Below are 26818 nucleotides of genomic sequence, written 5' to 3'. Positions count from 1 at the left end.
CGCACCAGACCCAGCGTCGAGCCGACCGCCATGTCCAAACCCAAACGCCCCGCCAAGACCCCCGCTCCGGCCAAGGCCTCCCGCGCTCCCGCCGGAGCCTCGGCCCCCGTCGCGACCCTGAGCCTGCCGTCCCGCTTCCGGCCGCGCCTGCTGCCGCTCACCATCTTCGTCGCGGTCCTGATGCTGGGCGTCCGGGTCGGCGACATCTGGCTGGCGATCGGCGGCGGCATGCGCGACCCGATCGCCGTCGTCCAGGCCCGGGAGCCGGCCGCCGCTCCCCCGGCCCCTGTTCCGGCTCCTGTTCCGGCCCCGGCGCCGCAGCCTGCGCTGGCTCCGCCGCCGCCGCTGCGGACCGTGACCGCCTCGACCGGCGAGACCGACGGGCAGGGCTTCGGCAATGTCCAGGCCGAGGTGTTCCAGCGGCTGACCGAGCGGCGGGAGGAGCTGGACCGGCGCGCCCGCGAGCTCGACCAGCGCGAGGCCCTGCTCACCGCGGCGCAGCAGCGGATCGATCAGAAGGTGGCGGAGCTGACAGACCTGCGGACCAACATCGAGGGGCTGCTCCGCCAGGTCGACGAGAAGCAGGCGGCCCAGCTCGAAAGCCTGGTCAAGATCTACGAGACCATGAAGCCCAAGGACGCCGCCCGGATCTTCGAGGCGCTCGACATGCCGGTGCTGCTCGACGTGATGGAGCGCATGAAGGAGGCCAAGAGCGCGCCCATCCTCGCGGCGATGGACCCGCTCAAGGCCAAGGAGGTCACGGCATCGCTCGTAGACCGGCGCGCCCTGCCCACCATACCCCAATGACCGGCGCCCGAAGGCCGGCCCAGCGAGAAGGCGAAGATGACAACCGCTCCTTTCGGCTCCACCCCGCCGCTTCACCAGCGTCTCGCGCTGGCGCGCGATGAAATCCGCCAGCCCTTCGCCCGGGAGGAGGTGGCCGGGATCGTGACCGCCGTGCTGACCTCCATGGAGGGCGACGTCTCCGCGGCCGACCTGAAGCTCTACGGCGAGCTGGAGGCGTTGGCGCGCTACATCCAGCATGCCAAGCGCGAGATCGCGGCGATCCGGCCGGACGACATCGGCAGCGAGCACATCGCGAGCGCCACCGACGAGCTGGACGCCGTGGTCGGCGCGACCGAGGACGCGACCAACCGGATCATGGATTCCTGCGACGTGATCGGCGCCATCGCCGGCAAGGTCGATCCGGAGAACGGCGCCGCGCTGACCGCCGCCGTCACCGCCATCTTCGAGGCCTGCAACTTCCAGGACATTACCGGGCAGCGCATCACCAAGGTGGTCCGCACGCTCAAGCATATCGAGGGCAGGATCGACGTGCTGATCCAGGCCCTGGGCGACGAGGTCCAGAAGACCCACCGGGACGCCGCCGCGGCGGCCGACCCGGGCGACGAGTCCTCGCTGCTGAACGGCCCCCAGCTTCCGGGCAACGCGATCGATCAGAGCGAGATCGACAAGTTGCTCGCCAGCTTCGACTGAACCGACATGACAACCCGGCTGGGGGCGGCACTGGCGGCCGCGATTCTGCTTGCCGCCGGGTTGTCCGGAGGCTCCGGTCCGGCCGCGGCGCAGCAGCCCGCCCCCGCGGGTTCCGGGCCGGCAGCCGCGGAGGCCGTGGTCCGGGTCCGCGCGGGCGTGCATCCCGACCGCAACCGGCTGGTGTTCGACTGGCCGGGAGCGGTCGACTATTCCGTCGCCCGGCGGGGCGATACCGTCCAGATCACCTTCTCCAGGCCGGGGCAGGCCGATTTCTCGCGGCTTCAGCGGGTCCGCCTGCGCAACGTGCCGACGATCGGGCAGACTGTCGTCGATGGCCGGCTGGTCGTGCAGGTCACCATCCCGTCCGGCAGCGAGATCAAGGATTTCCGCACCGGGGCCGGCGGCGTGGCCCTCGACGTCGTCGATCCGCCCCGCCGGGAGGCCGCCGCGCCGGCTGCCCCCGCGCCGGCTCCGCCCGCGACGGCGACCGTGGCGGCGACGCCGGCCCAGCCCGCTCCCCCGCCGCAGCCGGCCAAGGCTGCGGCTCCGGCTCCAGCGGCTCCGGTGAAATCCGAGCGACCGCCGGCACCGCTGCCCCAGCCGCAGGCGGCGGCCCCGGCACCCCGCGCCGCGCCGGCCCCGCCGCCCTCGGCGGCCCCGCTCCAGCCCGTGGCGGCGCAGCCGCTGTCCCCGGGCGGCGCCGAGACTTGGCGCGGCACCGTGACGGTGGAGGCGCAGGAGCCCGCGGCGGCGGCCGTCTATGTCCGCGCAGGATATCTCTACGCCGTGTTCGGAAGGCCGCTGGACCTCGAGGGCCGGGTCAGGGTGGATGCCCTGATCCCCGGGCTCGGCGGGCCGGAGACGGTGCCGATGCGGGGCGCCACCGCCTTCCGCATGGCCGTGCCCGACGGGTTGGAGCCGACCGTCGCGCGCGACGGCAATACTTGGCGGATCGCGCTGGCCCAGCGTGCCGCCGCCCGGCCCGAAGGGCTGCCGGTGGATGCCCAGCGCGATTTCCCGCTCGGCGCCCGGCTGGTGGTCGGCGTGCCCGACGCCCGGCAGGTGATCCAGATGAACGACCCGGCGGCGGGGGACCAGCTGCTGCTGGTGCCGTTGCCCAATCCGGGACAGGCGGTGGTCGAGCCGCACGGGTTCGCCCAGCTCCGCCTGCTTCCCGCCGCGCAGGGCATCGTGGTGCAGCCGCTGGAGGATACGGTCGCGGTCCGGCCAATCCGCGACGGCGTCGAGGTGACCACCGCCGGCGGCCTGATGCTGTCGCCGCCCGGCGACCTGGTCGGCGTCTCGCCGACCCGCCTGAGCGGACGGGGCCGCGAGGTCCAGTCCCCGACCGGGCTGTTCGACCTGGCGGGATGGCGGCGCGGCCCGAGCGGCGAGTTCAACAAGCTGCGCCAGGAGGTCCAGAGGGCGGTCGTCGCGGCGCCCGAGGCCGAACGGGACCGGGCCCGCATGGACCTCGCGCATTTCTATTTCGCCCACGGCTATGCCGCGGAGAGCCTCGGCCTGCTGGGCTTGCTCGCGGGAAACCAGCCCGACCTGGAGACACGCCCCGAGTTCCTGGCGATCCGCGGCGCCGCCCGGCTGCTTTACGGGGATCCGCAGTCGGCCGCCGACGACCTCGCCGACCCGGCGCTCGACGGCAAGGAGGAGGCGATCCTGTGGCGTGCCGCGGTGGCGGCGGAGCGCGGCGACTGGCCGGCGGCGGCGCGCGATTTCGACCGCACCCGTGCCCAGCTCGACGGCTATCCGGATCCGTTCTTCACCAAGCTGGCCGCCCTCGCGGTGGACGCCCGCATCCGCACCGGCGACCGGACCGGCGCCGCCCGCCTGCTGGAAACCCTGGCGCGGCGGACCGGTGGGAATTTCGAGCGCAGGCCGGCCGGGCAGTTCCGGCGCGCCCAGCTCCAGCAACTCGCCGGCGACAAGGACGGTGCCGCGGCATCCTTCCTCGCGGCGGCAAGCGGCACCGACCGGCTCTACCGGACCCGGGCCGAGCTGGCCCTGGTCGATATCGAGCTGGAGCAGGGCAAGCTGACGCCGGCCGACGCGGCGGCGCGGCTGGAGCGCCTGCGCTTCGCCTGGCGCGGCGACGACCTGGAGCTGGACATCCTCCAGCGCCTGGGCGAGACCTACATGAAGGCGAACAATTACGCCGAGGGCTTCAACACGATCCGGCAGGCCGTCGCCCTGTTCCCCGAAAGCCCGCGGGCCGCCGAACTGTCCCGCGGACTGTCCGACAGCTTCGCCAACCTGTTCATCAAGGACGGTGCCGCGGCGCTCCCGCCGGTCGAGGCGCTGGGGCTGTACGACCAGTTCAAGGACCTCGCCCCCGAGGGGCCGCGCGGCGACCTGGTGGTCCGCATGCTGGCCGAGCGGATGGTCGAGATCGACCTGCTCGGGCGCGCCGGGGACCTGCTCCAGGCCCAGGTCGCGGGCAGGCTCCAAGGCGCGGAGAAGGGCGAGGTGGGCGCCCGGCTGGCCGAGGTCAGGCTTCAGGACGGCAGGCCCGAGCAGGCCCTGTCGGCGCTCGACCAGTCCGAGGTTTCCGACCTGTCCGCGGAGATGGTGGCCCGGCGGCGCGTGCTGCGCGCCCGCGCCCTGGCCGAACTGAAGCGCTACGGCGAGGCGGTGGCGCTCCTGAAGGAGGATTCCAGCCAGTCGGCGGAACTGATGCGGGTGGATATCGCGTGGCGCGGCGCCCAGTGGGCCGAGGCGGCGGCCGGTCTCGCCAAGGTGGTCGGTCCGCCGCCGCCGGCCGGCACGCCGCTTTCCAAGGACAAGGCCGACCTGGTGCTGAACCAGGCGGTGGCCCTGTCCCTGGCCGGCGACAGCGCCGGGCTCGACCGGCTGCGCGGCCAGTTCACGGCGGCCATGGACGGGACGCCCCACGCCGACACCTTCCGCGTGCTGGCCCGTCCGGGCCAGTCCGGCGGCCTGGTCGACCTGGCCTCGATCCAGTCCCGCGTCAAGGAGGTCGGGACCTTCCAGAAGTTCCTCTCCGGCCGCCAGGGCGGGCAGGCGGTGAATTGACGGAACGGACGCCCCCGGGTCCTGTTAAGTCTTCCCGACTGAACGAGATCCGGAGAAGCCGACCGTGTCAGACCATGATCAGAACAGCAGGAACAGGGAAACGGAACGGCTGAGGTTCCGCCCCGGCCAGCCGGTGCAGACCGATGCCGACGGCACCAAGGTGGGGCAAGCGGCCGGCCCGGGCAGCCCGACCGCCGCCGCGTCGAGCAGCGGCGGTTCCGGCGATCATGTGGCTCCGGAACAGAAGGGCGCCAATCCGGTCGCCGACGGCACCGAGCGGGCGGATGCCGCCGGCGACGCCGAAAGCAAGGCGGCCGAAGGGGATGGCGGGCCCCGCGGGGAGCCCGCCACCTCCTGACCGCACGGGCCGTCCGGGTCAGGACTTGCCGGACTTCCGGTCGATATCCTCGACGGTGACGTCCTGGCGGCGGACGGTGCCGCTCACGGTGGCCTCGCGCTCACCCGACTGCTTGGTCAGGGCGACCTCCTCGACCACATGGGCCTGCTTGGAGACGACCGGCTTCTCCTTGACCTCGGTCATCTCGACGGTCCGGTCCTGGAACGCCTTGTCGGCATCCTCGGACTTCAGGATCCGGTCGGCCTTGGTGCGCTCGACATCGACGGTTTCCTCGTGCAGGGTCACCGACTCCTGGACCTCCCGCTCGCTGACGGAAACCTCCAGGCGCTTGCCGCCGGTCGTCCGAGCCTTGCCGACTTCCAGCTCTTCCTCGATCACCTGGGCCTTCTCGGTTTCCGAGCCGCCGGTCTTTTCCAGCAGGGCTTCCGGGGTCAGGACATCGAAGCGGCGCATGGTGCCGAGAGCCTCGTCGGCCTTCTCGTCGTCGGTTTCGGCGACGACCAGGGCGCCGCCCTTTTCGACCGCCTCGCCGTAGCGCTCGGCCCGGGCCTTCTCATAGCCGGCCTCGACCAGCCGGCCGGAAATCTTGGATACCGCGACCCCCTGCAGGATTTCCACCGCCTTCTTGTCGAAGCCGGCCTTGGTCAGTTCGCCAACGACCTTGCTGGCGACGTCGCGGCTCTCGAAGAGTCCGATGACGGAAGTGGTCATGAGATGTTCCCTCGCGATGATGTGCTGTGATTGTCTTCGGGCGATGGGACAGGCCGTGGCCGGCCGTCCTCGCACATGCAAACAAACATGCTGCACTGCACGATGGTTCCTGAATTTGTCTGTCGAGGTCAAAGTTTTATTAATCGCATACAATAAAGAGTAAGAATAATATTGAGTCTCGTTCGGACGGAGGTCGACATCCACACTCCGTTGGATGACTAGCCATCAAGATCGGGAGCGGCTGATTCTCTGTGATATTTGTAATTCAGGAAGCTCTTGTGCATTTTCCTGTATTCCGGCGGTTCGATCTTTGTGGAAGCCGCCCTGCGGCAATCGACGCCGCCGGATTTCTAGGAAATCGTCCCGAAGCTCTGGACCAGCGTGCCGGAGATCAGGTGCCACCCGTCCACCAGGACGAAGAAGATGATCTTGAACGGCATGGCGACGGCCGCCGGGGGCAGCATCATCATGCCCATCGACATCAGGATCGAGGCGACCACCATGTCGATGATCAGGAACGGCAGGAACAGCAGGAAGCCGATCTCGAAGCCCCGGCGCAGCTCGGAGATCATGAAGGCGGGGATCAGCACCTGGAGCGGCGTGTCCTCGGGGGTGCGGATCTCGCCGACCTTGGCGATGTCGGCGAACAGGATCAGGTCCGCCTCGCGCACGTGCCGCATCATGAAGGCGTGGAACGGCTTCACCGACTGGTCGAACGCCTCCATCTCGTCGATCTCGTTGGCGATCAGGGGGGCGATGCCGTTCGTGTAGGCCTCGTCCATGGTCGGAGCCATGATGAAGGCGGTCAGGAACAGGGCCAGGCTGATCATCACCGAGTTCGGCGGGGTCTGCTGGATGCCCATGGCGGTGCGCAGGAACGACAGCACCACGACGATCCGGACGAACGCGGTCACCATGACCAGGATGCTGGGGGCGAGCGACAGAACCGTCAGCAGGGCGAAAAGCTGGATGATCTGGGACGTGCTGGATCCGCCCGCCCGGTTCAGGTCCAGGCTGAAGCTCTGGGCAAGGGCCGGCGACGCCGCCAGCCATGCGCCCGATGCCGCGGCGACGGCCAGCCCCACGACGAGCGCTCCCGCTGGCAGCCTCGTCCGGAACGGCGGCATCCTCATGGCACGGTGCCCCCCGCTTCCGCCGCGGGCCGGATGCCGCTTTCCAGGACGAGGTCGGCGTTCATGCCGAGCAGCACCAGATGCTCGACGCCGTCGCGCCGGACCAGGACCAGCTTCCGGCGGGCGTCGATCTGCGCCACCTCGACGATGCCGAGCCGCCTCTCGCGGCCGGGTCGGGATGCCGCGGCCCCGCCGTAGCCGAACCGTCTCATGAACCAGGCCGCGACGACGATCAGGCCCAGCACGAACACGAGGGCCAGGGCGAAGCGCAGATAGGTTTCCATCTCCATGTCGGTGGGTTCCAGGTCTGTCGGAAGGCTATTCGCCGGTCGGGCCGCCCAATGGCGGCGGCGGCTCCGGCTTGCGGCCATAGGCCAGCGAGGCGCGGTTGCGGGTCGCGACCCGTTCCAGCTCGATCGAGGTATCGGCCCGGACCTTGTCGCAGGCGGCCGAGAGCCCGTTGAGGTCTTCCACCAGGGCCAAAAGCCTGGGCAGCAGCGCCCGGGCCGCTTCCGGGGGGCGGGTCTCCAGGGCGGCGCAGATGGCGGCGATCCGGTCGTCCAGTCCTGCCAGGTCGATCACGCCGCCGCCGGCCAGAGCCACCTGCGCATCGGCCACCGCCAGCACGATCCCTTCCAGCTCCCCTTCGATCGCCTGCATGTCCGCGGAGTCCGGCAGGGTCGGGGCCGGTGGGCGCCCGGTCATGGCTGACCTCCGCGGGGCGGCAGCTTGCCGTTCGCCCGATAGATATAGGCGAGGATCTCGGCCACCGCGACCAGGGCGTCGGCCGGGATCTCCGAGTCGAGCTGGACCACCGACAGCAGCTCGGCGAGATCGGCGTCCTCGCGCACCTTCACGCCGGAGGCGAACGCCATTTCCAGGATCTGCTCCGCGACATGCCCCTGACCGCTGGCCACGACGCGCGGCAGGGACGGGCCGTCCAGTTCGTACTGGAGGGCCACGGCGATGGGGCGGCGCGGCTTGGCGTGCCGGCTGCGGGAACGGCCCGCGTCTGAGGGGTCCGGATAGGCCACGGAGGTCTCGACCAGGTTTTGCGACATTGCCCGCTTGCACGGGCCGGCCGTCACCCTAATCCGGTCATGCTTAACCAAATCTGAAGGAGGGCGCGGCAATCTTGACCCGGCAGGAATTGCCGCAGTGCCGGCCGTCACCGGCCTGCGACGGGACGATCCGCAGGAATCCGGGGCTTCCGGCGTTGGCTCGCGGCTTGCTTGAGGGATGCGGGTGGCCGGAGTTCGGTCGGGCCGCCGCCGCGGCGTTAACGGCAAATTAACGCGGGCGGGCAATTCTGGAACCTTGCGTTGCAAAGGGTGGTGGCACCATGGATCTGGGCAATACGGGGCTCTTCAAGCTCATGAAGGGCAAGCTGGACTGGCTGACCGAGCGCCAGCAGGTGCTCGCCCAGAACATCGCCAATGCCGACACGCCGCGCTACCGCCCGAGCGACCTGACCGGGTTCACCTTCGACAACGCGCTGAGCCAGACACGCCAGCTGGCTCCCCGGATGACGGCGGTCGGCCACATGTCCGGTTCGGTCGCCGCGCGCGGCAGCGATGTCCGGGAGGACCGGCCGAAGAACAATTTCGAGGTCGCTCCGGACGGCAACTCGGTGGTGCTGGAGGAGCAGATGAGCAAGGTCGCCGACACCGGCATGACCTACCAGCTGGTCACGAACCTGTACCGCAAGCATGTCGGGCTGATGCGCACGGCCATCGGCCGCGGCGGCGTCTGACCGCTGACACCTGACGCCAGGAGGAGGAAACCACATGGATCTGCGCGACAGCCTGAACGTCGCCGCCGCCGGCATGAAGGTCCAGGGGGCCCGCATCAAGGTCATCGCCGAGAACATGGCCAACGCCAACTCGACGGCCGAGACGCCCAACGACCTGCCGTACCGGCGCAAGGTCATCACCTTCGAGAACGCGCTCGACCGCCAGATGGGCGTCGAGACCGTGCGGGTACGCAAGATCGACAAGGACCGCAGCGACTTCCAGAGGCGCTACGACCCGACCCACCCGAGCGCCAACGCCGAAGGCTACGTCCTCTTCCCCAACGTCAACACGCTGGTCGAAACCAACGACATGCGCGAGGCGCAGCGGAGCTACGAGGCGAACCTGAGCGTCATCGAGGCGTCCAAGACGCTGCTGATGCGCACCATCGAGATCCTGCGCGGCTGATCCGCGCGGCTGAACCGCCCTTGTCCGGAGCCTGAACCATGGTCGCCACCGTCGCCAACGCCGTCAACGCCTATGCCAAGATGGCCGCCACCGGCACCACGCCCGGCATGGCGCCGCGCGACGCCGGCCCGTCCTTCGCGACGTTCGTCCGCGAGGCGGCGCAGACCGGCATCGGGCAGCTTCACCGGAGCGAGCAGGTCAGCGCCGCCGCGGTCGTCGGCAAGGCCGACCTGACCGAAGTCATCACCGCGGTGACCAACGCCGAGCTCACGCTGCAGACGGCGACCAGCGTGCGCGACAAGGTGGTCCAGGCCTACCAGGAAATCCTGCGGATGCCGATCTGAGCCTTCCCCGAAGCCGAAGCCGGTGCCTGGCCCATGAACGAGACCGACGTGATGGAGGTCGTCCGCGAATCGATCGTCGTGACGCTGAAGATCGGCGGCCCGATCATGATCCTGACGCTGGTGGTCGGGCTCGTGATCTCCCTGTTCCAGGCGCTGACGCAGATCCAGGAGATGACCCTGACCTTCGTGCCCAAGGTCGTCCTCGTGTTCGGCGCGTTGCTGCTGCTGATGCCGTTCATGCTGTCGACCCTGATCACCTTCACCCAGCAGCTGGCCGACCGGATCATCGGCATGGGAGCCACATGATCCCATGCCGATGGAGCTGCTGAGCCTGAACGAGGCGCTGACCGGACAGATCTACGCCTTCATGGTGATCTTCTCCCGGGTCGGCACCGCCTTCATGCTGCTGCCGGGCTTCGGCGACGCCTATGTCTCCTCCCGCATCCGGCTGCTCCTGGCGCTTGCCATCACGGTGGTGGTCCAGCCGATCCTGATGCCCATGCTGCCGCCGGTTCCCGCGGGCGCCCTGGGAATGACCGTGCTGATCGTGAAGGAGAGCTTCATCGGGGTCTTTCTCGGGACCGTCACGCGGCTGCTGACGGCGGCGCTGGATACCGCCGGAACCCTGATCTCCATGCAGATCGGCCTGTCCAACGCCTTCATGTTCAACCCGGCGCTGGCGTCCCAGGGCACCTTGGTCGGCGCCTACATGGGCTATATCGGCGTCGTGCTGCTGTTCGTCACGGACCTCGACCATCTCCTGATCCTCGCGGTGGTCGGGAGCTACGAGGTGTTCGTTCCCGGCGCAGCCCTGCCGATGGGCGACTTCGCCGAGATGACGACGAAGATGGTCGGGCAGAGCTTCGCGATCGGCGCCCAGATGGCGGCACCCTTCCTGGCGGTCGGCATCATGTTCAACCTGGCGGTCGGCCTGCTTCAGAAGATGATGCCGCAGTTCCAGGCCTTCGCCGTGATCATGGGCGGACAGGTAGCCCTTGGCCTGGCCCTGTTCGCGATCGTGATCTCCGCGACCATGCTGTTCTGGCTGCGGACGGTCCAGGACACCCTGATGGGATTGCTCGGCTGAGCCCGCTCCCGGCATACGGCCGTTCCGGTTCCGAAATGGCCTTCGGATTCCCTTGGCTGATTGGAGGTGCCGATGGCCGAGGAAGAAGATGATGCTTCCAAAACGGAAGACCCGACCGGAAAAAAGCTGAGCGACGCCCGCGAGAAGGGCAACGTTCCGATGAGCCAGGAAGCCAAGAACTGGCTGATGCTGCTCGGCGGGCTGGTGGTGGTCTCCCTCGTGGCGCCGGCGTCGATCCGGCGGCTGAGCGACGCGCTGGTGGGCTTCTTCGAACGGGCCGGCACCGAGCGGCTCGACCAGGGGATGATCGGCCTGATCCTCACCGATACCATGCTGGCGGCCCTGCTGGCGATCCTGCTGCCGGTGATCATCATGGCGGCGGCCGGCATGCTGGGCACGCTTCTCCAGATCGGCTGGCTGGTCACCGCGGAGAAGATGAAGCCGGACCTGACCAAGCTGAACCCGCTCCCCGCCTTCATGAAGCTGTTCTCGCTGCGGAACATCCTGGAGATGGTCAAGGGCTTCGTGAAGATGGGGGTGGTCGGCGTCGTCTGCGCGATCGTCCTGATACCGGTGATCACCAGCGTCGAGCACTATGCCGGCATGCCCATGGACCTGCTGCTGGCCGAGACCCAGTACCTGGTGGTCAAGCTGTTCCTGTGGGTCACGATCATCATGCTGTTCGTGACCATGGCCGACTTCTTCTATCAGAGGTTCGATTACACCAAGAAGATGCGGATGACCAAGCATGACGTGAAGGAGGAGTTCAAGCAGCAGGAAGGCGATCCGATCGTCAAGGGGCGACTGCGCCAGTTGCGCTTCGACAAGGCGCGGCGGCGCATGATGCAGGCAGTCCCTCGCGCCGACGTGGTCGTGACCAACCCGACCCATTTCGCGGTCGCCCTGAAATACGACCAGTCGGCGATGGCGGCCCCGGTCGTGCTGGCCAAGGGTGCCGACGCCGTCGCCGCCAAGATCCGCGAGATCGCCCGCGAGCACGATATCCCGCTGGTCGAGAACCCGCCGCTGGCGCGCGCGCTCTACGCCGCCGTGGAAATCGACCAGGAGATTCCGCCGGAACACTATAAGGCCATGGCGGAGGTCATATCCTACGTGTTCAAGCTCAAAAATCGCTTCTCGGGACGGTAACCGTACCTCGCGCGGAACGCATGCAAGTAGTAGGATCGATACGTAATCATTGGCATGGGGCAGCAGTGCAGGAGCAGGTTTCTTCATCCGCCCTCGACCTTGCGGGGCCGGAGCTGTCCACCCTGGGGAAGCCCGCGCGCGACGGCACCCTGACCCGGACCACCGTTATCGGGGTGGGCGGGCTGGCGGCGGTCGGCGCCGCGGGGCTGGGGCTGGCGGCAGGCGGGATCGTGACCGATCCCGTGGCCCTGAGCGGCGGCATGTTCGCCCTTCTCGCCGCCGGCGGCGCCGCGCTGGCGGGCAGGATCTCATCGCTCCAGGCATCCGGCCGGGGCCGGACCGATGGCGAGCGGGCAATGCTGGCCAGCGCCTTCCAGGCCGGGACGGTAGGGCGCATGATCACCGGCCGTGACGGCCGCGTCGTGCAGGTCAACGCCGCCTTCCGCCATCTGGCCGGCGGGGCCGGCAAGGACGAGCTCGAGTCGTTCCGGCTGCGTTTCGATCACGACCCGGAGATGGCCGCCGGTATCGGCAGGCTGGTCGACGCGGCGTTGCGCGGCGACGCGGCGTCCGCCGAATTGGCTTTCGAGCCGGGCCGGCCATGGTTCCTGGTCCAGGTGATGCCGCTGGCCGATGCGGATCCGGCCGCCGGCATCCCGAGCTCCGGGGAGAGGCTGGTCAAGTGGGTGGTCGAGGACATCACCGAGCGCAAGCTGGCCGAGCAGCAGTTGCGTGACGAACAGGCGAACCTGTCCGATTTCATGGGCAGCGCCCCGATCGGCTTCTATTCCGTCGATCAGGACGGCCGCTTCCTGTACGCCAACGCCACCCTGGCGAAGTGGCTCGGCTGCGCGCCGGCTGACCTGGTCGGCAGCCAAGTCAGGCTGCACGACGTCCTGGCCGAACCGCTGCCCGGCCCGTCGGCGGCCCACAGCCCGTTCCCTGGATCGGAGAGCCACGGCGACGTGACCATGAAGGGCCTCGGGGGGCGGCGTTTCCAGGCTTCCATCGTCCAGACCGTGGTGGCATCGGGCGACGGCCGGTCGCTGCGCACCCGCTCGGTGGTGCGGGACCTGACGCCCGAGCGGGAGTGGCGCGAGGCCCTGCACCTGTCGGAGCAGCGGTTCCAGAGCTTCTTCGAGGAGGCGCCGATCGGAATCGCGCTGATCGACGAGGGCGGCAGGCTGGCGGAATGCAACCAGGCCTTCCTGACCATGGTGGGACGCCCCCTGCGCAGCATCATGGGATGTCCCCTGGCCGAGCTGTTCAGCGCCGGCGAGCGGTCCACGGTGGTCGCCCGCCTGGAGCAGATCAAATCCGGCTCCGACATGATCGCTCCGTTCGAGGTCAATCTGCGTGCCCAGGGCCGCGACAAGAAGATGGCGCAGCTCTATGCCCGCCGGATGGCCGGCGGATCGGGGAGCGGCGATGCCGGGCCAGGTTCCGGCTCCGGAATGATCCTTCACTTCATCGACCTGACCGAGCAGAAGAGCCTGGAGGCGCAGTTCGCCCAGAGCCAGAAGATGCAGGCGATCGGCCAGCTCGCCGGCGGCGTCGCCCATGACTTCAACAACCTGCTTACCGCGATGATCGGCTTCTGCGACCTTCTGCTGCTCCGGCACAAGCCGGGCGACCAGTCGTTCAGCGACATCATGCAGATCAAGCAGAACGCCAACCGGGCGGCCAACCTGGTGCGCCAGCTGCTCGCCTTCTCGCGCCAGCAGACGCTGCAGCCCCGGGTGCTCAACATCACCGACGTCCTGGCCGAGCTGTCGAACCTGCTGCGCCGGCTGATCGGCGAGAACATCGAGCTGAAGATGACCCACGGCCGCGACCTGGGACTGATCAAGGTCGACCAGGGACAGCTGGAGCAGGTCATCATCAATCTCGCGGTCAATGCCCGCGACGCCATGGCGGGCGGTGGGCGGCTGACCATCCAGACCAGCAACGTCTCGACCGACGGCCCGACCCGACGCGAGCACGAGGAGATGCCGCCCGGCGAATATGTCGCGATCGAGGTGTCGGATACCGGCATCGGCATTCCCAAGGAAAATCTCGCCCGCATCTTCGAGCCGTTCTTCTCGACCAAGGAGGTCGGTTCCGGCACCGGCCTCGGCCTGTCCACCGTGTACGGCATCGTGCGGCAGACCGGCGGCTTCATCTTCGTCGACAGCGCCCCCGGCGAGGGTGCCAAATTCACCATCTATCTGCCGCGCCACCAGTCGGCCAAGGCCGCCGGCGTGACGGCGGAGGCCGAGAGCGAGGCCCGGGAACGGTCGGCCGGGGACCTGACCGGGACCGGGACCATCCTGCTGGTCGAGGACGAGGACGCGGTGCGCGTGTTCAGCGCCCGGGCGCTCCGCAACAAGGGCTATCAGGTGCTGGAGGCCCGCAGCGGCGAGGCGGCCCTCAGCCTGCTGAACTCCGAGTCGAACCGGGTCGACCTGCTGGTCAGCGACGTGGTGATGCCGCACATGGACGGGCCCACGCTGATCCGCCACGTCCGCGACAAGCGTCCGGAAATGAAGGTGATCTTCATCTCCGGCTACACCGAGGACAAGTTCCGCGACCAGATCGACGCCGGCGAGCACATCCATTTCCTGCCCAAGCCGTTCAGTCTCAAGCAGCTTGCCGGCAAGGTGAAGGAGGTCCTGCGCGACGGATGAGGCGGGGTGCCGAGGGGGCCGCATGGGGTGCTCCTCCGGACGGCTGCGGAACACGGGGGCAGGGGGAACGCCATTTCGTTCCCTTTATGTTCCGATTGTCCCTTGGCAGGAGGGAACGGAAAGGGTACATTCTCTTCACGTTGCACTCCTGCCGACCGTATGAGAGAAGAGGGGCCCCAGCATGTCGTCCGCACCCTTGCGTTTGGTTGAAAGTCCCATGGATAAGCAAAAGGCACTAGACGCGGCCCTCGGTCAGATCGAACGCGCGTTCGGCAAGGGCTCCATCATGAAGCTCGGTGCCCGCGAGACCCCGACCGAGGCGGAGGTCGTCTCGACCGGCTCGCTCGGCCTCGACATCGCGCTCGGCATCGGCGGCCTGCCGCGCGGCCGCATCATCGAGATCTACGGCCCGGAAAGCTCGGGCAAGACCACGCTGGCCCTCCATGCCATCGCCCAGGCCCAGAAGAACGGCGGCACCTGCGCGTTCGTCGACGCGGAGCACGCGCTCGATCCGGGATACGCCCGCAAGCTGGGCGTCGACGTGGACGAGCTGCTGATCTCCCAGCCCGACGCGGGCGAGCAGGCGCTGGAGATCACCGATACGCTGGTGCGCTCGGGCGCCATCGACGTGCTGGTGGTCGACAGCGTGGCGGCCCTGGTGCCGCGCGCCGAGCTGGAAGGCGAGATGGGCGACAGCCATGTCGGCCTGCATGCCCGCCTGATGAGCCAGGCGCTCCGCAAGCTGACCGGCTCGATCTCCAAGTCGCACTGCACGGTGATCTTCATCAACCAGATCCGGCTGAAGATCGGCGTCATGTTCGGCAATCCGGAGACCACGACCGGCGGCAACGCGCTGAAGTTCTACGCCTCGGTCCGTCTCGACATCCGCCGCATCGGCGCGATCAAGGACCGGGAGAACGTGGTCGGCAACCAGACCCGCGTGAAGGTGGTCAAGAACAAGATGGCCCCGCCTTTCCGGGTGGTCGAGTTCGACATCATGTACGGCGAGGGCGTGTCCAAGGTCGGCGAGCTGCTCGACCTCGGCGTTCAGGCCAACGTGGTCGAGAAGTCCGGCTCCTGGTTCAGCTACGAGGGCCAGCGCATCGGCCAGGGCCGCGAGAACGCCAAGAACTTCCTGCGCCAGAACACGGAAGTGGCCGACGCGATCGAGGCCAAGATCCGCGCCAACGCCGGCCTGGTCGCCAATGCCATGATGGGCACGCCGGAAGCCGACGGCGAGGCCAGCAGCCCGGACTGATCCGCTCCGCGCGATATCCCGTCCGGGGTTATCGCGCACCGGAAAGCGAGCCGCGCGGACCTTCGGGACCGCGCGGCTTTTCCGTTTGGGCATTCCCCGGGGCTTCGGTCGGGCATCGGTGGACATCGGCCCCACCGGCACGGTACAAGCAGGTAAACCCGTGTCGGCCGAAACCTTTGAACAGAAGACGGGCCGCACCATACCTGCGTCCTGGGAACCGAGCGCCATCATGCAGACCGCCAACGACATCCGCGCCACCTTCCTGAACTATTTCGCCAGTCAGGGTCACCAGATCGTCGAGTCCAGCCCGCTGGTGCCGCGCAACGATCCGACGCTGATGTTCACCAACGCCGGCATGGTGCAGTTCAAGAACGTCTTCACCGGGGCCGAGGCGCGGCCCTATTCCCGGGCGACCACCAGCCAGAAATGCGTGCGCGCCGGCGGCAAGCACAACGACCTGGACAATGTCGGCTACACCGCCCGGCACCATACCTTCTTCGAGATGCTCGGCAATTTCTCGTTCGGCGACTACTTCAAGGAAGGCGCCATCGAGCATGCCTGGAACCTTATCACGAAGGAGTACGGGCTTCCGGCGGACAAGCTTCTGGTCACCGTCCACTCCTCGGACGAGGAGGCGGCCGCCCTGTGGCGGAAGATCGCCGGCCTGGACGACGGCAGGATCATCCGCATCCCGACCGACGACAATTTCTGGCGCATGGGCGATACCGGGCCGTGCGGTCCCTGCTCCGAGATCTTCTACGACCACGGCCCGGCGGTGGCCGGCGGCCCGCCGGGCAGCGCCGACCAGGACGGCGACCGTTTCATCGAGATCTGGAACCTGGTCTTCATGCAGTACGAGCAGGTGACGCCGGACCGGCGGATCGACCTGCCGAAACCCTCGATCGACACCGGCATGGGCCTGGAGCGGCTGGCGGCCGTGCTCCAGGGCAAGCATGACAACTACGACATAGACCTGCTGCGCACGCTGATCCTGGCCTCGGCCGATGCCACCAAGGTCGCCGCCGACGGCCCGCACGCGGTTTCCCACCGGGTCATCGCCGACCACCTGCGCTCGACCTCGTTCCTGATCGCCGACGGCGTCCTGCCGTCCAACGAGGGCCGTGGCTATGTCCTGCGCCGGATCATGCGCCGCGCCATGCGGCACGCGCATATCATCGGCTGCAAGGAGCCGCTGATGTACCGGCTGGTCCCGGCGCTGGTCCAGCTGATGGGCACGCACTATCCGGAGCTGGTGCGGGCGCAGCCGCTGATCACCGAGACCCTGAAGCTGGAGGAGACCCGGTTCAAGCAGACGCTGGAGCGCGGCCTCCGACTGCTGGACGAGGAGACCGCCGGCATTCCCGAAGGCGGCTCGCTGCCCGGCGAGGTCGCGTTCAAGCTCTACGACACCTTCGGCTTCCCGGTCGACCTGACCCAGGACGTGCTGCGCGGTCGCAACCGCTCGGTGGACATCGACGGCTTCAACCAGGCCATGGGCCGCCAGAAGGCCGAGGCGCGCAAGGCCTGGGCCGGCTCCGGCGAGGCCGCGACGGAGACCCTGTGGTTCGAGCTGCGCGACGAATTGGGCGCCACCGAGTTCCTGGGCTACGACACCGAGGTGGCCGAGGGCAAGGTACTGGCCCTGGTCGTAGAAGGTCAGCGGGTGGAGAAGGCCGAGGCCGGGACCGACGTCCAGGTGATCGTCAACCAGACTCCCTTCTACGGCGAATCCGGCGGCCAGGTCGGCGACAGCGGCGTGATGTTCACCGCCGAGGGCGCCGAGGTGCCGGTTTCCGACACCCAGAAGAAGCTGGGAGCGCTGTGGGTCCATCAGGCCAAGGTCGCCAAGGGCGCCATCTCGGTCGGCGACGTGGTCGAGCTTCGGGTCGATACCGCCCGACGGTCGGCGATCCGGGCGAACCATTCCGCGACCCACCTGCTGCACGAGGCGCTTCGCCGCCGGCTGGGCGAGCACGTCACCCAGAAAGGCTCGCTGGTGGCGCCGGAGCGCCTGCGTTTCGACATCAGCCAGCCGGTGGGATTGTCCGCCGAGGATATCGCCGTGGTCGAGGCGGAGGTCAACCGCCGGGTCCTGGGCAACAGCGACGTGGTCACGCGCCTGATGAGCCCGCAGGAAGCGGTCGAGCTGGGCGCCATGGCTCTGTTCGGCGAGAAGTACGGCGACGAGGTCCGGGTCGTTTCCATGGGCGGGCGGGACCCGGACGCCAGCAAGGAGTTCTCGATCGAGCTGTGCGGCGGCACCCATGTCCGCCGCACCGGCGACATCGGATTGTTCAAGATCGTCGGCGAGGGCGCCGTGGCGGCCGGCGTCCGCCGCGTGGAGGCGCTGACCGGCGCCGGCGCCGCGGCCTACCTCAACGAGCAGGAGCACCTGCTCCAGCAGACCGCGGCGGCCCTGAAGGCGACGCCGGCCGAGGTGCCCTCCCGCGTCGCGGCCTTGGTCGAGGAGCGGCGCCGGCTGGAGCGGGAGCTTGCCGACCTTCGCCGACAGGTCGCCATGGGCGGCGGGGCCGGTCCGGCCGGCGGCGGCGAGAAGGAGGTCGCCGGCATCAAGTTCGCCGCGCGCGTGCTCGACGGCATGCCGGCCAAGGACCTGAAACCCATGGCCGACGAGATGAAGAAGCAGGTCGGCTCCGGCGTGATCGCGCTGGTCGCGGTCAATGACGGCAAGGCGTCGCTGGTGGTCGCGGTGACCGAGGACCTGACCGGCCGCTTCAGCGCGGTCGAGCTGGTCAAGGCGGGGGCGGCGGCCGTCGGCGGCAAGGGCGGCGGCGGCCGCCCCGACATGGCCCAGGCCGGCGGACCCGACGGTGCCAGCGCCGGCGACGCGGTCGCGGCGATAGAGCAGGCCATGGCGGGAGCCGCCTGAGATGACCCTTCCTGAATCGAAGAAGTTCACCGGCACCGACAACTACGTCGCCACCGAGGATCTCCGGGTGGCGGTCAACGCCGCGGTGGCGCTCCAGCGCCCGTTGCTGGTCAAGGGCGAGCCCGGCACCGGCAAGACGATCCTGGCCGAGGAGATCGCGCGGTCGCTGGGCCGCCCGCTGATCCAGTGGCACATCAAGTCCACGACCAAGGCGCAGCAGGGCCTGTACGAGTACGACGCGGTCAGCCGCCTGCGCGACAGCCAACTGGGCGACGAACGGGTCCGCGATATCGCGAACTACATCGTCAAGGGCAAGCTGTGGGAGGCGTTCGACGCTCCCGAGGCGCCGGTGCTGCTGATCGACGAGATCGACAAGGCGGACATCGAATTTCCCAACGACCTGCTGCTCGAACTGGACCGGATGGAGTTCTTCGTCTACGAGACGCGGCAGGTGGTGAAGGCGCGCCGGCGTCCGGTCGTGATCATCACCTCGAACAACGAGAAGGAACTGCCGGACGCTTTCCTGCGCCGGTGCTTCTTCCACTATATCCGCTTCCCCGAGCCGGAGACGATGGCGCGCATCGTCGAGGTCCATTATCCCGGACTGAAGGGCGACCTGCTGCGGGAAGCGCTGACCCTGTTCTACGAGGTCCGCGAGACCCCCGGCCTCAAGAAGAAGCCCAGCACCTCGGAACTGCTGGACTGGATCAAGCTGCTGATGGTCGAGGACGTGTCGCCGGAAACCCTGCGCACCCGCGACGCCAAGAAGCTGATCCCGCCGCTCCACGGAGCCCTGCTGAAGAACGAGCAGGACGTCCACCTGTTCGAGCGCCTGGCCTTCCTCAGCCGGCGTGAACGGGGCGGCGGCTGAAGGGAGAGGGCATACCTCGAAAGTTCGTGACGAATGCGGTCGTAACGGTTAAGCTCCGGGGTTGACTGCCCTTGGAAGATGCCTGCGACATGGAAAAGCCGGATGAAGCGCTTGTGATCCTCAATCGGCTTGAGCCGATGCTTTCCACCATCCTGGAACAGCAGGAACGCATTCTTTCGGAACAAAAGCGTATGTCTGCGGAACTGGTCCGTCTGTCAGCGGAACAGGACCGCATGAACGAGGGGTTGGCCCGCCTGTCAGCGGAACAGGATCGCATGAGCCGGGAATTGACGCGCGTCGGGCAGGAGCAGGTCCGGATGTCCGACACCTTGGTCCGGCTGGAAGCTCGGATGACCTCGGCTGAGGACCGCTTGCGGCGGATCGAGGAACTCCTGGACGTGGCGGAGTTGCGTGGCCGGGTCGAGGAGATCAGCCGCCGACTTCCCACCAGCCTCGCCTACGTGCCGCCTCCCGCCCGCAAGGATCCGGGAAAATAAGGGCGGAATCATCGGGCTGAAACATGGCACTATGCGGGCCTGACCCATTCAGCCCGAAATTCACCGACGAGCCATGTTCACGACTTTCTTCTACGAACTGCGCAAGGCGCAGGTGCCGGTATCCCTGAAGGAGTACCTGGCGCTTATGGAGGCGATGCGCCAGGGTATCGCCGACTACAGCGTCGAGGATTTCTATTATCTCTCCCGCACCTGCCTCGTGAAGGACGAGCGCAACCTGGACAAGTTCGACCAGGTCTTCGGCCACGTTTTCAAGGGACTGGAGGGGATGGCCGACGGAGGCGAGCCGGTCACCGCCGACATCCCCGAGGAATGGCTGCGCAAGCTCGCTGAGAAGTACCTCACGGAGGAGGAGAAGCGGCAAATCCAGTCGCTCGGCGGCTGGGACAAGCTGATGGAGACGCTGGCGCAGCGGCTGGCGGAGCAGAAGGGGCGCCACCAGGGCGGCTCCAAATGGATCGGCACGGCCGGCACCTCGCCCTTCGGTGCCTACGGCTACAATCCCGAGGGCGTCCGCATCGGGCAGGAGGGAAGCCGCCACCGCCGGGCGGTCAAGGTCTGGGACAAGCGCGAGTTCAGGAACCTGGACGATACGGTCGAACTGGGCACCCGCAACATCAAGGTCGCGCTGCGTCGGCTGCGCAAGTTCGCCCGCGAGGGCGCCGCGGAGGAACTGGACCTGCCCGATACGATCCGCTCGACCGCCCGCAATGCCGGTACGCTCGACCTCAAGATGGTCCGGGAGCGGCACAACAGCGTCAAGGTGCTGCTGTTCCTCGATGTCGGCGGCTCCATGGACGATCATATCCGGATCTGCGAGGAACTGTTCTCGGCCGCGCGGGGCGAGTTCAAGCACCTGGAATATTTCTATTTCCATAATTGCGTCTACGAGGGACTGTGGCGCGACAACCGCCGCCGGCACGCCGAGCGCACGCCCACCTGGGACGTGCTGCATACCTATGGGGCGGACTACAAGCTTGTCTTCGTCGGCGATGCCGCGATGAGTCCCTACGAGATCGTCTATCCCGGAGGCAGCGTCGAGCATTGGAACGAGGAGGCCGGGCAGGTCTGGCTCCAGCGGCTGTTGGACACCTACAGCCGCTCGATCTGGCTCAACCCCTCTCCCGAAGCTTATTGGAGCTATACGGAGAGCACCCGCATCCTTCAGAGACTGATGGGCGGGCGCATGTATCCGCTGACCATCGATGGGCTGGACGCCGGAATGCGCGAGCTGAGCCGATGACCGGCAGGGTGCCGACCGGCGGGCGTGGCGGCGAAGTCACGGTGCGTAATCGTTTTCATGTCCGGCCCTCGATTGAAATAGAAAGAACAGTTCATGCAACTGCCTGAAATGTTATCGCAATGACATCTTTCCCTTGCGAATGAGCACAGGCGCGCGGACCTGTGGGACGCGGCATTCCATTGGAATGATTGGCATATATCCGGTTCATCCCCCGTATCGGAACAGAATGGTCATTCTGTTCGCTGGAATCTTCGATTTGACGGCAACTGTGACTTAAACAAATGGTTTACCACCTTTGCATATAAATGTAACAGCAACCCTCTAGGCACCGGCGGGCTTATCTGGTAGCCTTCCAGCGCGTCGGCACTAGATATAGGTTTTTATGGAAAGCGGCACGCCATATGCGGCCCACCATACTCCTGTCGGCAACAAATAATAGGGACCCGGATGAGTGGAGACAGCGGCATGAGTTGGACTGACGAGCGGGTAGAGCGCCTGAAGCAACTCTGGGGTCAGGGGATGAGCGCGAGCGAGATCGCGGACACCCTTGGTGACGTCACGCGCAACGCCGTGATCGGCAAGGCCCATCGCCTTGGATTGTCAGGACGGCCGTCACCGATCAAGAAGAAGCCGTCGCGCGGCGCCACGATCCTCGCCTTGACCGAGCGCATGTGCAAATGGCCGGTCGGCGACCCCAAGCACGCGGATTTCCACTTCTGCGGCAAGACGGCCCAGCCCGGCATGCCCTATTGCGCGGAGCATGCCGCCATCGCTTACCAGCCCAGCTCGAAGAAGCGGGACGACGATCGCGAGCGCAAAGTCGGCGCCGCCTGATCCGACCTCCGCGACGCCACCCGAAAGCCCGCCGGCACCCCACCGGCGGGCTTCTTTTTTGGCGTTGGCTGCCCCGTGCCGGATTGCCGGCAAAGAAAAAGGGGCGCCGGACGGCACCCCTTTCTCCCGGTGGGACCCTCCGCTCGAAGGGTCCCGTGAAACCCGCCCGATTACTGGAAGCGGATCTCGGCGCGACGGTTGGACGGCTCGCGGACGCCGTCGCCGGTGGCGATCAGAGGCTGCGTCTCGCCGACGCCGCGGGTGGTGATCTGATCGGCCGGAACGCCACGCTGCACCAGGGCCTCGCGCACGGCGGTCGCACGACGCTCCGACAGGCGCTGGTTGTAGGCCGCCGAGCCCGAAGTGTCGGTGTGGCCGAGCACGTTCAAGCGGGACGCGTTGGTCCGGCGGGCATCGCTGACCACCGTGTTCAGGATGTCCTGCGCCGCCGGGGTGATGGCCGAGCGGTCGAAGTCGAAGAACACGAAGTAGACGGCGTTGGCCAGCGGAGCGGCCGGAGGAACGGCTGCGGCCGGGGCGGCGGCGGCCGCTGCGGGCGGCGGCGGGCAGTCGAAGCTTCCGGCGTGGAGAACGGCGGTATTGTTGGCGGCAACCACGGGCTTGCCGGTGGAGTCCACCACCGTGTTGCACTTTTCCGGAGCGCTTTGAGCCAGCACGCTGGCGGGCGCAACCACCGACATCGCCAGGAACGCAAAGACGCCCGAGGCAGCGATTTGATTAAGGCGCACGACCTTCTCCCTTGAGCTGAATTGGTGCATCAACATAACGCGTACACGCGAGAGTCCAATGCGGAAAACACATACGGCGCGGGCACGGTTCCTATCGGATCCGAAGAACGGAGGCTAGTCCGTAGCATCCAGAACGAGGAGTAACCTGCCGAAAACAAACGTTTTCCACAAGCTTCGCGGAGCGGCCTGCGGGAGTGCCGTTTCCCTACAAACACGACAGCAGTGGCGAAATCATGGAGGCCGTCCTGAACCTGTTATTCCATATTCCTATAATCAAGGCCGAGTGAACGCAGCCAACAGGAGCTCAATAATCCAAATCGCCATGCTTGATCTGGACCAGCTCACCTTTGGACAGCGAGAGCAGAAGGACGGCGATCAGTTCATGCATGATCACGGTATGGTGATTGTCCGAATCCCGCATGTAGTGCCGCAAAGCATCCCGGACCTTGTGTACACCGGTCACATCAATGAATATATCGATATCTTCGCCCATCCGAGCCAGTTCCAGGAAATCGCTGTAAGTCTTCACACCCCTGGACTGGGCCAATACAATGCCCGGAGCATCGGGATTTAGGTCGGCAATGCCTATAACCTTGACAAAATCTGCCGAGAGAAGCTGCTCAAGAAGCGGCGCGCCGGTTTCACCTGCCCCGACGATCGCGATTCTGATCTTGTGTGGCATCTTTGCAATTCCTCTGCACGGCGGACACAGGTAGCCCGCCGGTATTATGACGCGTCCGGTTTATACCATTTCGCGAATAGGAGGATAGATTTGCGCGCCGCGCAGCAAAAAGCAACCCCGCCCGAACGAATCGGGCGGGGTTGCAGCGAAACGAGGTCCGTGCCGGAGCCGGATCAGGCGGCTTCGGCCATGGCCTTCTTCAGGTTCTCGTCCAGCTTGTCCAGGAACTGCTTGGTGGTCAGCCAGGGCTGCTCCGGGCCGATCAGGATGGCGAGGTCCTTGGTCATGAAGCCGGCCTCGACGGTGCTGACGCACACCTTCTCCAGGGTCTCGGCGAACCGGGTGACCTCGGGCGTGCCGTCGAACTTGCCGCGATAGGACAGGCCCTGGGTCCAGGCGAAGATCGAGGCGATCGGGTTGGTCGAGGTCTCGCGGCCCTTCTGGTGCTCGCGATAGTGCCGGGTCACGGTGCCGTGGGCGGCCTCGGCCTCCACCGTCTTGCCGTCGGGGCTCAGCAGCACCGAGGTCATCAGGCCCAGCGAGCCGAAGCCCTGCGCCACGGTGTCGGACTGGACGTCGCCGTCGTAGTTCTTGCAGGCCCAGACGAAGCCGCCGTCCCACTTCATCACGCTGGCGACCATGTCGTCGATCAGGCGGTGCTCGTAGGTCAGGCCGAGCTTCTTGAACTCGTCGGCGAACTCCGCGTCGAAGACCTCCTGGAACAGGTTCTTGAAGCGGCCGTCATAGACCTTCAGGATCGTGTTCTTGGTCGACAGGTAGACCGGCAGCTTGCGCGCCAGGCCGTAGTTCATGCAGGCCCGGGCGAAGCCGCGGATGCTTTCATCCAGGTTGTACATGCCCATGGCGACGCCGGCCTCGGGGAACTGGAAGACGTCGTAGGTCACCGGTTCGCCGCCGCCGTCGGGCGTGAAGGTCATGGTCAGCTTGCCGGGGCCGGGAACCTGGAAGTCCGTCGCGCGGTACTGGTCGCCGAAGGCGTGGCGGCCGATGATCAGCGGCTTGGTCCAGCCCGGAACCAGGCGCGGCACGTTGGAGCAGATGATCGGTTCGCGGAAGACGGTGCCGCCCAGGATGTTGCGGATCGTGCCGTTGGGCGACTTCCACATCTTCTTGAGGTTGAATTCCTTGACCCGCGCTTCGTCCGGGGTGATCGTGGCGCACTTGACGCCCACGCCGTACTGCTGGATGGCCTTGGCCGCGTCGACGGTGACCTGGTCGTCGGTCTTGTCGCGATGCTCCATGCCCAGATCGTAGTATTTCAGCTCGATGTCGAGGTAGGGCAGGATCAGCTTGTCCTTGATGAACTGCCAGATGATCCGGGTCATCTCGTCGCCGTCGAGTTCGACGACGGGGTTAGCGACCTTAATCTTTGCCATGTATGGAATCTCCCGGTTGGAGCGGGTAGCGTGTGGTTCTTGGGCGCCCCGGATCCCGCCGTTCGCGGCGGTTCAGCAGGCGTCGTGCGGCGTTCCAGAAGTTTGGACGGCGCGTCTTATAGCACCGTCGCTTCCGCATAAGAAGGCGCACTTGCCCGCAGCGATCCCGCGTCGCAGGCCCGCCGCCCCGACCGGGCCGCTACCGGATCACAGCCACTTGGTCTCCGGCTTGATCACCGGCTCCGGCTGGCGCGACAGGGCCGGCATCACGTCCTCCACCCGGGTCACGACGCTGAACAGCTTGCGGTGGGCCGGCTGGGCGAAGCCCTGGGCGATCATGTGGTCGAGCAGCGCCTCGAACGGATCCCAGTAGCCGTCGATGTTGGCCACCACCACGGGCTTGTCGTGCAGGCGGAGCTGCTTCCAGGTCAGGATCTCGAACGTCTCGTCCAGCGTGCCCAGCCCGCCGGGCAGGATGACGAACGCGTCGGAGCGGTCGACCATCAGCCGCTTGCGGGTATGCATGCTGTCGACCACCAGCAACTCGGTCAAGCCGGTATGCTCCACCTCGAGCACCTGTATGTGCTCCGGGATGATCCCGACGACGGGTCCGCCGGCCGCGATCGCGGCGTCGGCGACGATCCCCATCAGCCCGACCCGGCCTCCGCCATAGACGAGCTGGCGCCCGCTCTGCCCGATCAGCGTGCCGAGCAGGTGCGCGGCATCCTTGTAGGTATCGCTGACCCGGCTAGACGAGCCGCAATAGACACAAATCGAAGTCAAGTCCTTCATTCCATCACCCTTACGGACCGCGGCGGCCGGAACCGGACATGGCGCCTGCCGCCGACGGTCGATCCGTCCGCGCTTTCCAGCCTCTCACGGCGGAGCCGCCGCGCCAAGTGCAACCATGACGATCCGCCGCATGCCCTTGCGTCCATGGCATGAACGGACCGGCTCGACGGATGGCCCGGCATGATTTAGACCGATGAGCTTCGGCTGTTGACGTAACTTCTATGCATCCTGATCTACACCGAATAGACTTTGCGGCGGACGAGGGTCGGATCGTTCGGGGAAGAACAAGCGGGACGATCGTGAAGAGAGCGCTCATAATCGGTGCCGTCGGCGTCGCCCTGCTGGGCGTGGCCCTGGCCTTGACCTGGCTCGACCAGACCGGTGAATCGCTGATGGACGCGGCGCCGCCCGCGGCCGTGAGGCCCGATTCCGGACCGTCCGTTTCCGCCGCGGCGCCCGCTCCCGAACCCGCCGCGCCGCCGGACAGGGACCCGGAGCCGTCCAGGCCGGAGCCCCGGCCCGGCGCGCCGCCCAGTTTCGACGTCGTCAGGATCACCCCGCAGGGCAACGCCGTCATCGCCGGGCGCGCCGAGCCGCATTCCACCGTGACCGTGCTCGACGGCGGCCGGACGATCGGGCAGTCGATCGCCGACCAGCGGGGCGAATGGGTGCTGCTCCCCGACAATCCGCTCGGCCCCGGGGGCCGCCAGCTCAGCCTGTCGGCGCTGGCACCCGACGCCGAGGCGCCGGTCGGTTCCGAGAACGTGGTGGTGCTGGTGCTGCCCGAGGCGGGCCAGGAGGTGGGCCGGGAGGCGGGCCAGGAGGCGGGCGGCGCGATCGCCCTGGCGGTGCCCCGGGACGGCATCGGCCCGTCGGCCGTCCTCCAGGCGCCGTCCGCCGCCGTCCCGGCCGCCGCGCCGAGGCCGGCCGGCGGCGTGTCGATCGACGTGGTCGATTACGGTGCGGACGGGCGGGTGAATATCGGGGGACGGGCGCCGCCGCGGACCCGGGTCCAGGTGTATCTCGACAATCTGCTGGTCGGCCATGCCCAGTCCGGCGACGACGGACGCTGGGCATTGACGCCGGAACAGCCGGTGCGGCCGGGCCGCTACGCCCTCCGCGCCGACCAGGTGGCCGAGGACGGCAAGGTCGCCGCCCGCGCCGAGATCCCGTTCCAGATGGCGGAGCAGGCCGCGATGCTTCCGGCCGGCCAGTCGGTGGTGGTCCAGCCCGGAGCGAGCCTGTGGCGCATCGCGCGGCGCACCTACGGCTCCGGCGTCCGATACAGCCAGATCTACGAGGCGAACCAGGAGCATATCCGCGATCCGGACCTGATCTATCCGGGCCAGATCTTCAGCGTGCCCCCGACCAACTGACGGGGCGGGGCGCCGGATCG

At 67.4% G+C, this 26818-nt stretch carries 27 protein-coding genes; 18 read left to right on the top strand and 9 right to left on the bottom strand.

Annotated elements, in window-relative coordinates; genetic code table 11:
• Positions 1 to 30: 30 nt before the first annotated feature.
• The 4 genes from IGS68_RS22810 to IGS68_RS22795 all read left to right on the top strand — a co-directional run bounded on the left by IGS68_RS22810 (position 31) and on the right by IGS68_RS22795 (position 4903).
• Positions 31 to 807 (top strand): MotE family protein, encoded by a 777-nt coding sequence (locus tag IGS68_RS22810; RefSeq protein WP_247881028.1) that lies wholly within the window; start codon positions 31 to 33, stop codon positions 805 to 807.
• Between the two features lie 36 nt (positions 808 to 843).
• Positions 844 to 1497 carry a protein phosphatase CheZ gene (locus IGS68_RS22805; RefSeq protein WP_201074220.1) on the top strand — a complete coding sequence of 218 codons (654 nt, stop codon included), beginning with the start codon at positions 844 to 846 and terminating at the stop codon, positions 1495 to 1497.
• A gap of 6 nt (positions 1498 to 1503) precedes the next feature.
• Positions 1504 to 4545 carry a tetratricopeptide repeat protein gene (locus IGS68_RS22800; protein WP_201074218.1) on the top strand — a complete coding sequence of 1014 codons (3042 nt, stop codon included), beginning with the start codon at positions 1504 to 1506 and terminating at the stop codon, positions 4543 to 4545.
• 64 nt (positions 4546 to 4609) lie between these two features.
• Positions 4610 to 4903: a hypothetical protein gene (locus IGS68_RS22795; protein ID WP_201074214.1), complete on the top strand. Its 294-nt coding sequence runs from the start codon at positions 4610 to 4612 to the stop codon at positions 4901 to 4903.
• 18 nt (positions 4904 to 4921) lie between these two features.
• Here the strand turns inward: IGS68_RS22795 and IGS68_RS22790 are convergent, their stop codons facing one another.
• The 5 genes from IGS68_RS22790 to IGS68_RS22770 all read right to left on the bottom strand — a co-directional run bounded on the left by IGS68_RS22790 (position 4922) and on the right by IGS68_RS22770 (position 7808).
• Positions 4922 to 5614, bottom strand: coding sequence for a YsnF/AvaK domain-containing protein (locus tag IGS68_RS22790; protein WP_201074212.1), 693 nt, complete (start codon positions 5612 to 5614; stop codon positions 4922 to 4924).
• Positions 5615 to 5964: 350 nt separating this feature from the next.
• Positions 5965 to 6747, bottom strand: coding sequence for a flagellar type III secretion system pore protein FliP (gene fliP / locus IGS68_RS22785; protein WP_247881027.1), 783 nt, complete (start codon positions 6745 to 6747; stop codon positions 5965 to 5967).
• Positions 6744 to 7037, bottom strand: coding sequence for a flagellar biosynthetic protein FliO (locus tag IGS68_RS22780; protein ID WP_201074210.1), 294 nt, complete (start codon positions 7035 to 7037; stop codon positions 6744 to 6746). The genes fliP and IGS68_RS22780 overlap by 4 nt, the downstream gene beginning before the upstream one ends.
• A 28-nt stretch (positions 7038 to 7065) precedes the next feature.
• Positions 7066 to 7452: a hypothetical protein gene (locus tag IGS68_RS22775; RefSeq protein WP_201074208.1), complete on the bottom strand. Its 387-nt coding sequence runs from the start codon at positions 7450 to 7452 to the stop codon at positions 7066 to 7068.
• Positions 7449 to 7808 carry an EscU/YscU/HrcU family type III secretion system export apparatus switch protein gene (locus tag IGS68_RS22770; protein ID WP_201074206.1) on the bottom strand — a complete coding sequence of 120 codons (360 nt, stop codon included), beginning with the start codon at positions 7806 to 7808 and terminating at the stop codon, positions 7449 to 7451. Before IGS68_RS22770 ends, IGS68_RS22775 begins: the two co-directional genes overlap by 4 nt.
• Positions 7809 to 8089: 281 nt before the next feature.
• Here IGS68_RS22770 and flgB point away from each other — a divergent pair, with 281 nt between their 5' ends.
• The 13 genes from flgB to IGS68_RS22705 all read left to right on the top strand — a co-directional run bounded on the left by flgB (position 8090) and on the right by IGS68_RS22705 (position 21802).
• Positions 8090 to 8500: a flagellar basal body rod protein FlgB gene (gene flgB / locus IGS68_RS22765; RefSeq protein WP_201074204.1), complete on the top strand. Its 411-nt coding sequence runs from the start codon at positions 8090 to 8092 to the stop codon at positions 8498 to 8500.
• A 34-nt stretch (positions 8501 to 8534) separates the two neighbouring features.
• On the top strand, positions 8535 to 8945 hold the full coding sequence (gene flgC, locus IGS68_RS22760) for a flagellar basal body rod protein FlgC (protein WP_201074202.1): 411 nt from the start codon (positions 8535 to 8537) through the stop codon (positions 8943 to 8945).
• Between the two features lie 38 nt (positions 8946 to 8983).
• Positions 8984 to 9289 (top strand): flagellar hook-basal body complex protein FliE, encoded by a 306-nt coding sequence (locus tag IGS68_RS22755; protein ID WP_201074194.1) that lies wholly within the window; start codon positions 8984 to 8986, stop codon positions 9287 to 9289.
• Positions 9290 to 9322: 33 nt separating this feature from the next.
• Entirely contained in the window at positions 9323 to 9595 is a 273-nt protein-coding gene (fliQ, locus tag IGS68_RS22750; RefSeq protein WP_201074192.1) for a flagellar biosynthesis protein FliQ, read from the top strand.
• Positions 9596 to 9599: 4 nt separating this feature from the next.
• Complete coding sequence (locus IGS68_RS22745; protein ID WP_247881026.1) at positions 9600 to 10376, top strand: flagellar biosynthetic protein FliR; 777 nt, start codon at positions 9600 to 9602, stop codon at positions 10374 to 10376.
• A gap of 72 nt (positions 10377 to 10448) precedes the next feature.
• Entirely contained in the window at positions 10449 to 11525 is a 1077-nt protein-coding gene (flhB, locus tag IGS68_RS22740; RefSeq protein WP_201074190.1) for a flagellar biosynthesis protein FlhB, read from the top strand.
• A gap of 65 nt (positions 11526 to 11590) precedes the next feature.
• The gene (locus IGS68_RS22735; protein ID WP_247881025.1) at positions 11591 to 14191 is read left to right on the top strand and encodes a hybrid sensor histidine kinase/response regulator; all 2601 of its coding nucleotides are present in this window, start codon (positions 11591 to 11593) and stop codon (positions 14189 to 14191) included.
• Between the two features lie 181 nt (positions 14192 to 14372).
• Positions 14373 to 15449: a recombinase RecA gene (gene recA, locus IGS68_RS22730; RefSeq protein WP_201074188.1), complete on the top strand. Its 1077-nt coding sequence runs from the start codon at positions 14373 to 14375 to the stop codon at positions 15447 to 15449.
• Positions 15450 to 15678: 229 nt separating this feature from the next.
• Positions 15679 to 18339, top strand: a complete 2661-nt coding sequence (gene alaS, locus IGS68_RS22725; RefSeq protein WP_201074185.1) for an alanine--tRNA ligase — start codon at positions 15679 to 15681, stop codon at positions 18337 to 18339.
• Between the two features lies 1 nt (position 18340).
• Entirely contained in the window at positions 18341 to 19210 is an 870-nt protein-coding gene (locus tag IGS68_RS22720; protein WP_201074183.1) for an AAA family ATPase, read from the top strand.
• 89 nt (positions 19211 to 19299) lie between these two features.
• The gene (locus tag IGS68_RS22715; RefSeq protein WP_201074181.1) at positions 19300 to 19707 is read left to right on the top strand and encodes a coiled-coil domain-containing protein; all 408 of its coding nucleotides are present in this window, start codon (positions 19300 to 19302) and stop codon (positions 19705 to 19707) included.
• Between the two features lie 73 nt (positions 19708 to 19780).
• A complete protein-coding gene (locus IGS68_RS22710) occupies positions 19781 to 20968 on the top strand; it encodes a vWA domain-containing protein (RefSeq protein ID WP_201074179.1) in 1188 nt (395 codons plus the stop codon).
• A gap of 465 nt (positions 20969 to 21433) precedes the next feature.
• Positions 21434 to 21802: a GcrA family cell cycle regulator gene (locus tag IGS68_RS22705; RefSeq protein WP_037459387.1), complete on the top strand. Its 369-nt coding sequence runs from the start codon at positions 21434 to 21436 to the stop codon at positions 21800 to 21802.
• Positions 21803 to 21972: 170 nt separating this feature from the next.
• Here IGS68_RS22705 and IGS68_RS22700 read toward each other — a convergent pair whose 3' ends face one another.
• From IGS68_RS22700 to IGS68_RS22685, 4 genes are all read right to left on the bottom strand, one after another.
• Positions 21973 to 22551, bottom strand: a complete 579-nt coding sequence (locus tag IGS68_RS22700) for an OmpA family protein (RefSeq protein WP_201074177.1) — start codon at positions 22549 to 22551, stop codon at positions 21973 to 21975.
• A gap of 304 nt (positions 22552 to 22855) precedes the next feature.
• Positions 22856 to 23233: a Gfo/Idh/MocA family oxidoreductase gene (locus tag IGS68_RS22695; protein WP_201074176.1), complete on the bottom strand. Its 378-nt coding sequence runs from the start codon at positions 23231 to 23233 to the stop codon at positions 22856 to 22858.
• Positions 23234 to 23406: 173 nt separating this feature from the next.
• Positions 23407 to 24630: an NADP-dependent isocitrate dehydrogenase gene (locus IGS68_RS22690; protein ID WP_201074174.1), complete on the bottom strand. Its 1224-nt coding sequence runs from the start codon at positions 24628 to 24630 to the stop codon at positions 23407 to 23409.
• A gap of 207 nt (positions 24631 to 24837) precedes the next feature.
• Entirely contained in the window at positions 24838 to 25422 is a 585-nt protein-coding gene (locus tag IGS68_RS22685; protein ID WP_201074172.1) for an LOG family protein, read from the bottom strand.
• Between the two features lie 299 nt (positions 25423 to 25721).
• Between IGS68_RS22685 and IGS68_RS22680 the strand changes: the two genes are divergently transcribed.
• Positions 25722 to 26798 (top strand): LysM peptidoglycan-binding domain-containing protein, encoded by a 1077-nt coding sequence (locus tag IGS68_RS22680; RefSeq protein WP_201074170.1) that lies wholly within the window; start codon positions 25722 to 25724, stop codon positions 26796 to 26798.
• The last annotated feature ends 20 nt before the right edge of the window (positions 26799 to 26818 follow it).

Origin of the sequence: Skermanella sp. TT6, from assembly GCF_016653635.2 — a bacterium.
Taxonomy (GTDB): domain Bacteria; phylum Pseudomonadota; class Alphaproteobacteria; order Azospirillales; family Azospirillaceae; genus Skermanella; species Skermanella cutis.
Note: the sequence above shows the minus strand (reverse complement) of the source record. Positions and strands in the feature narration are given on the sequence as shown.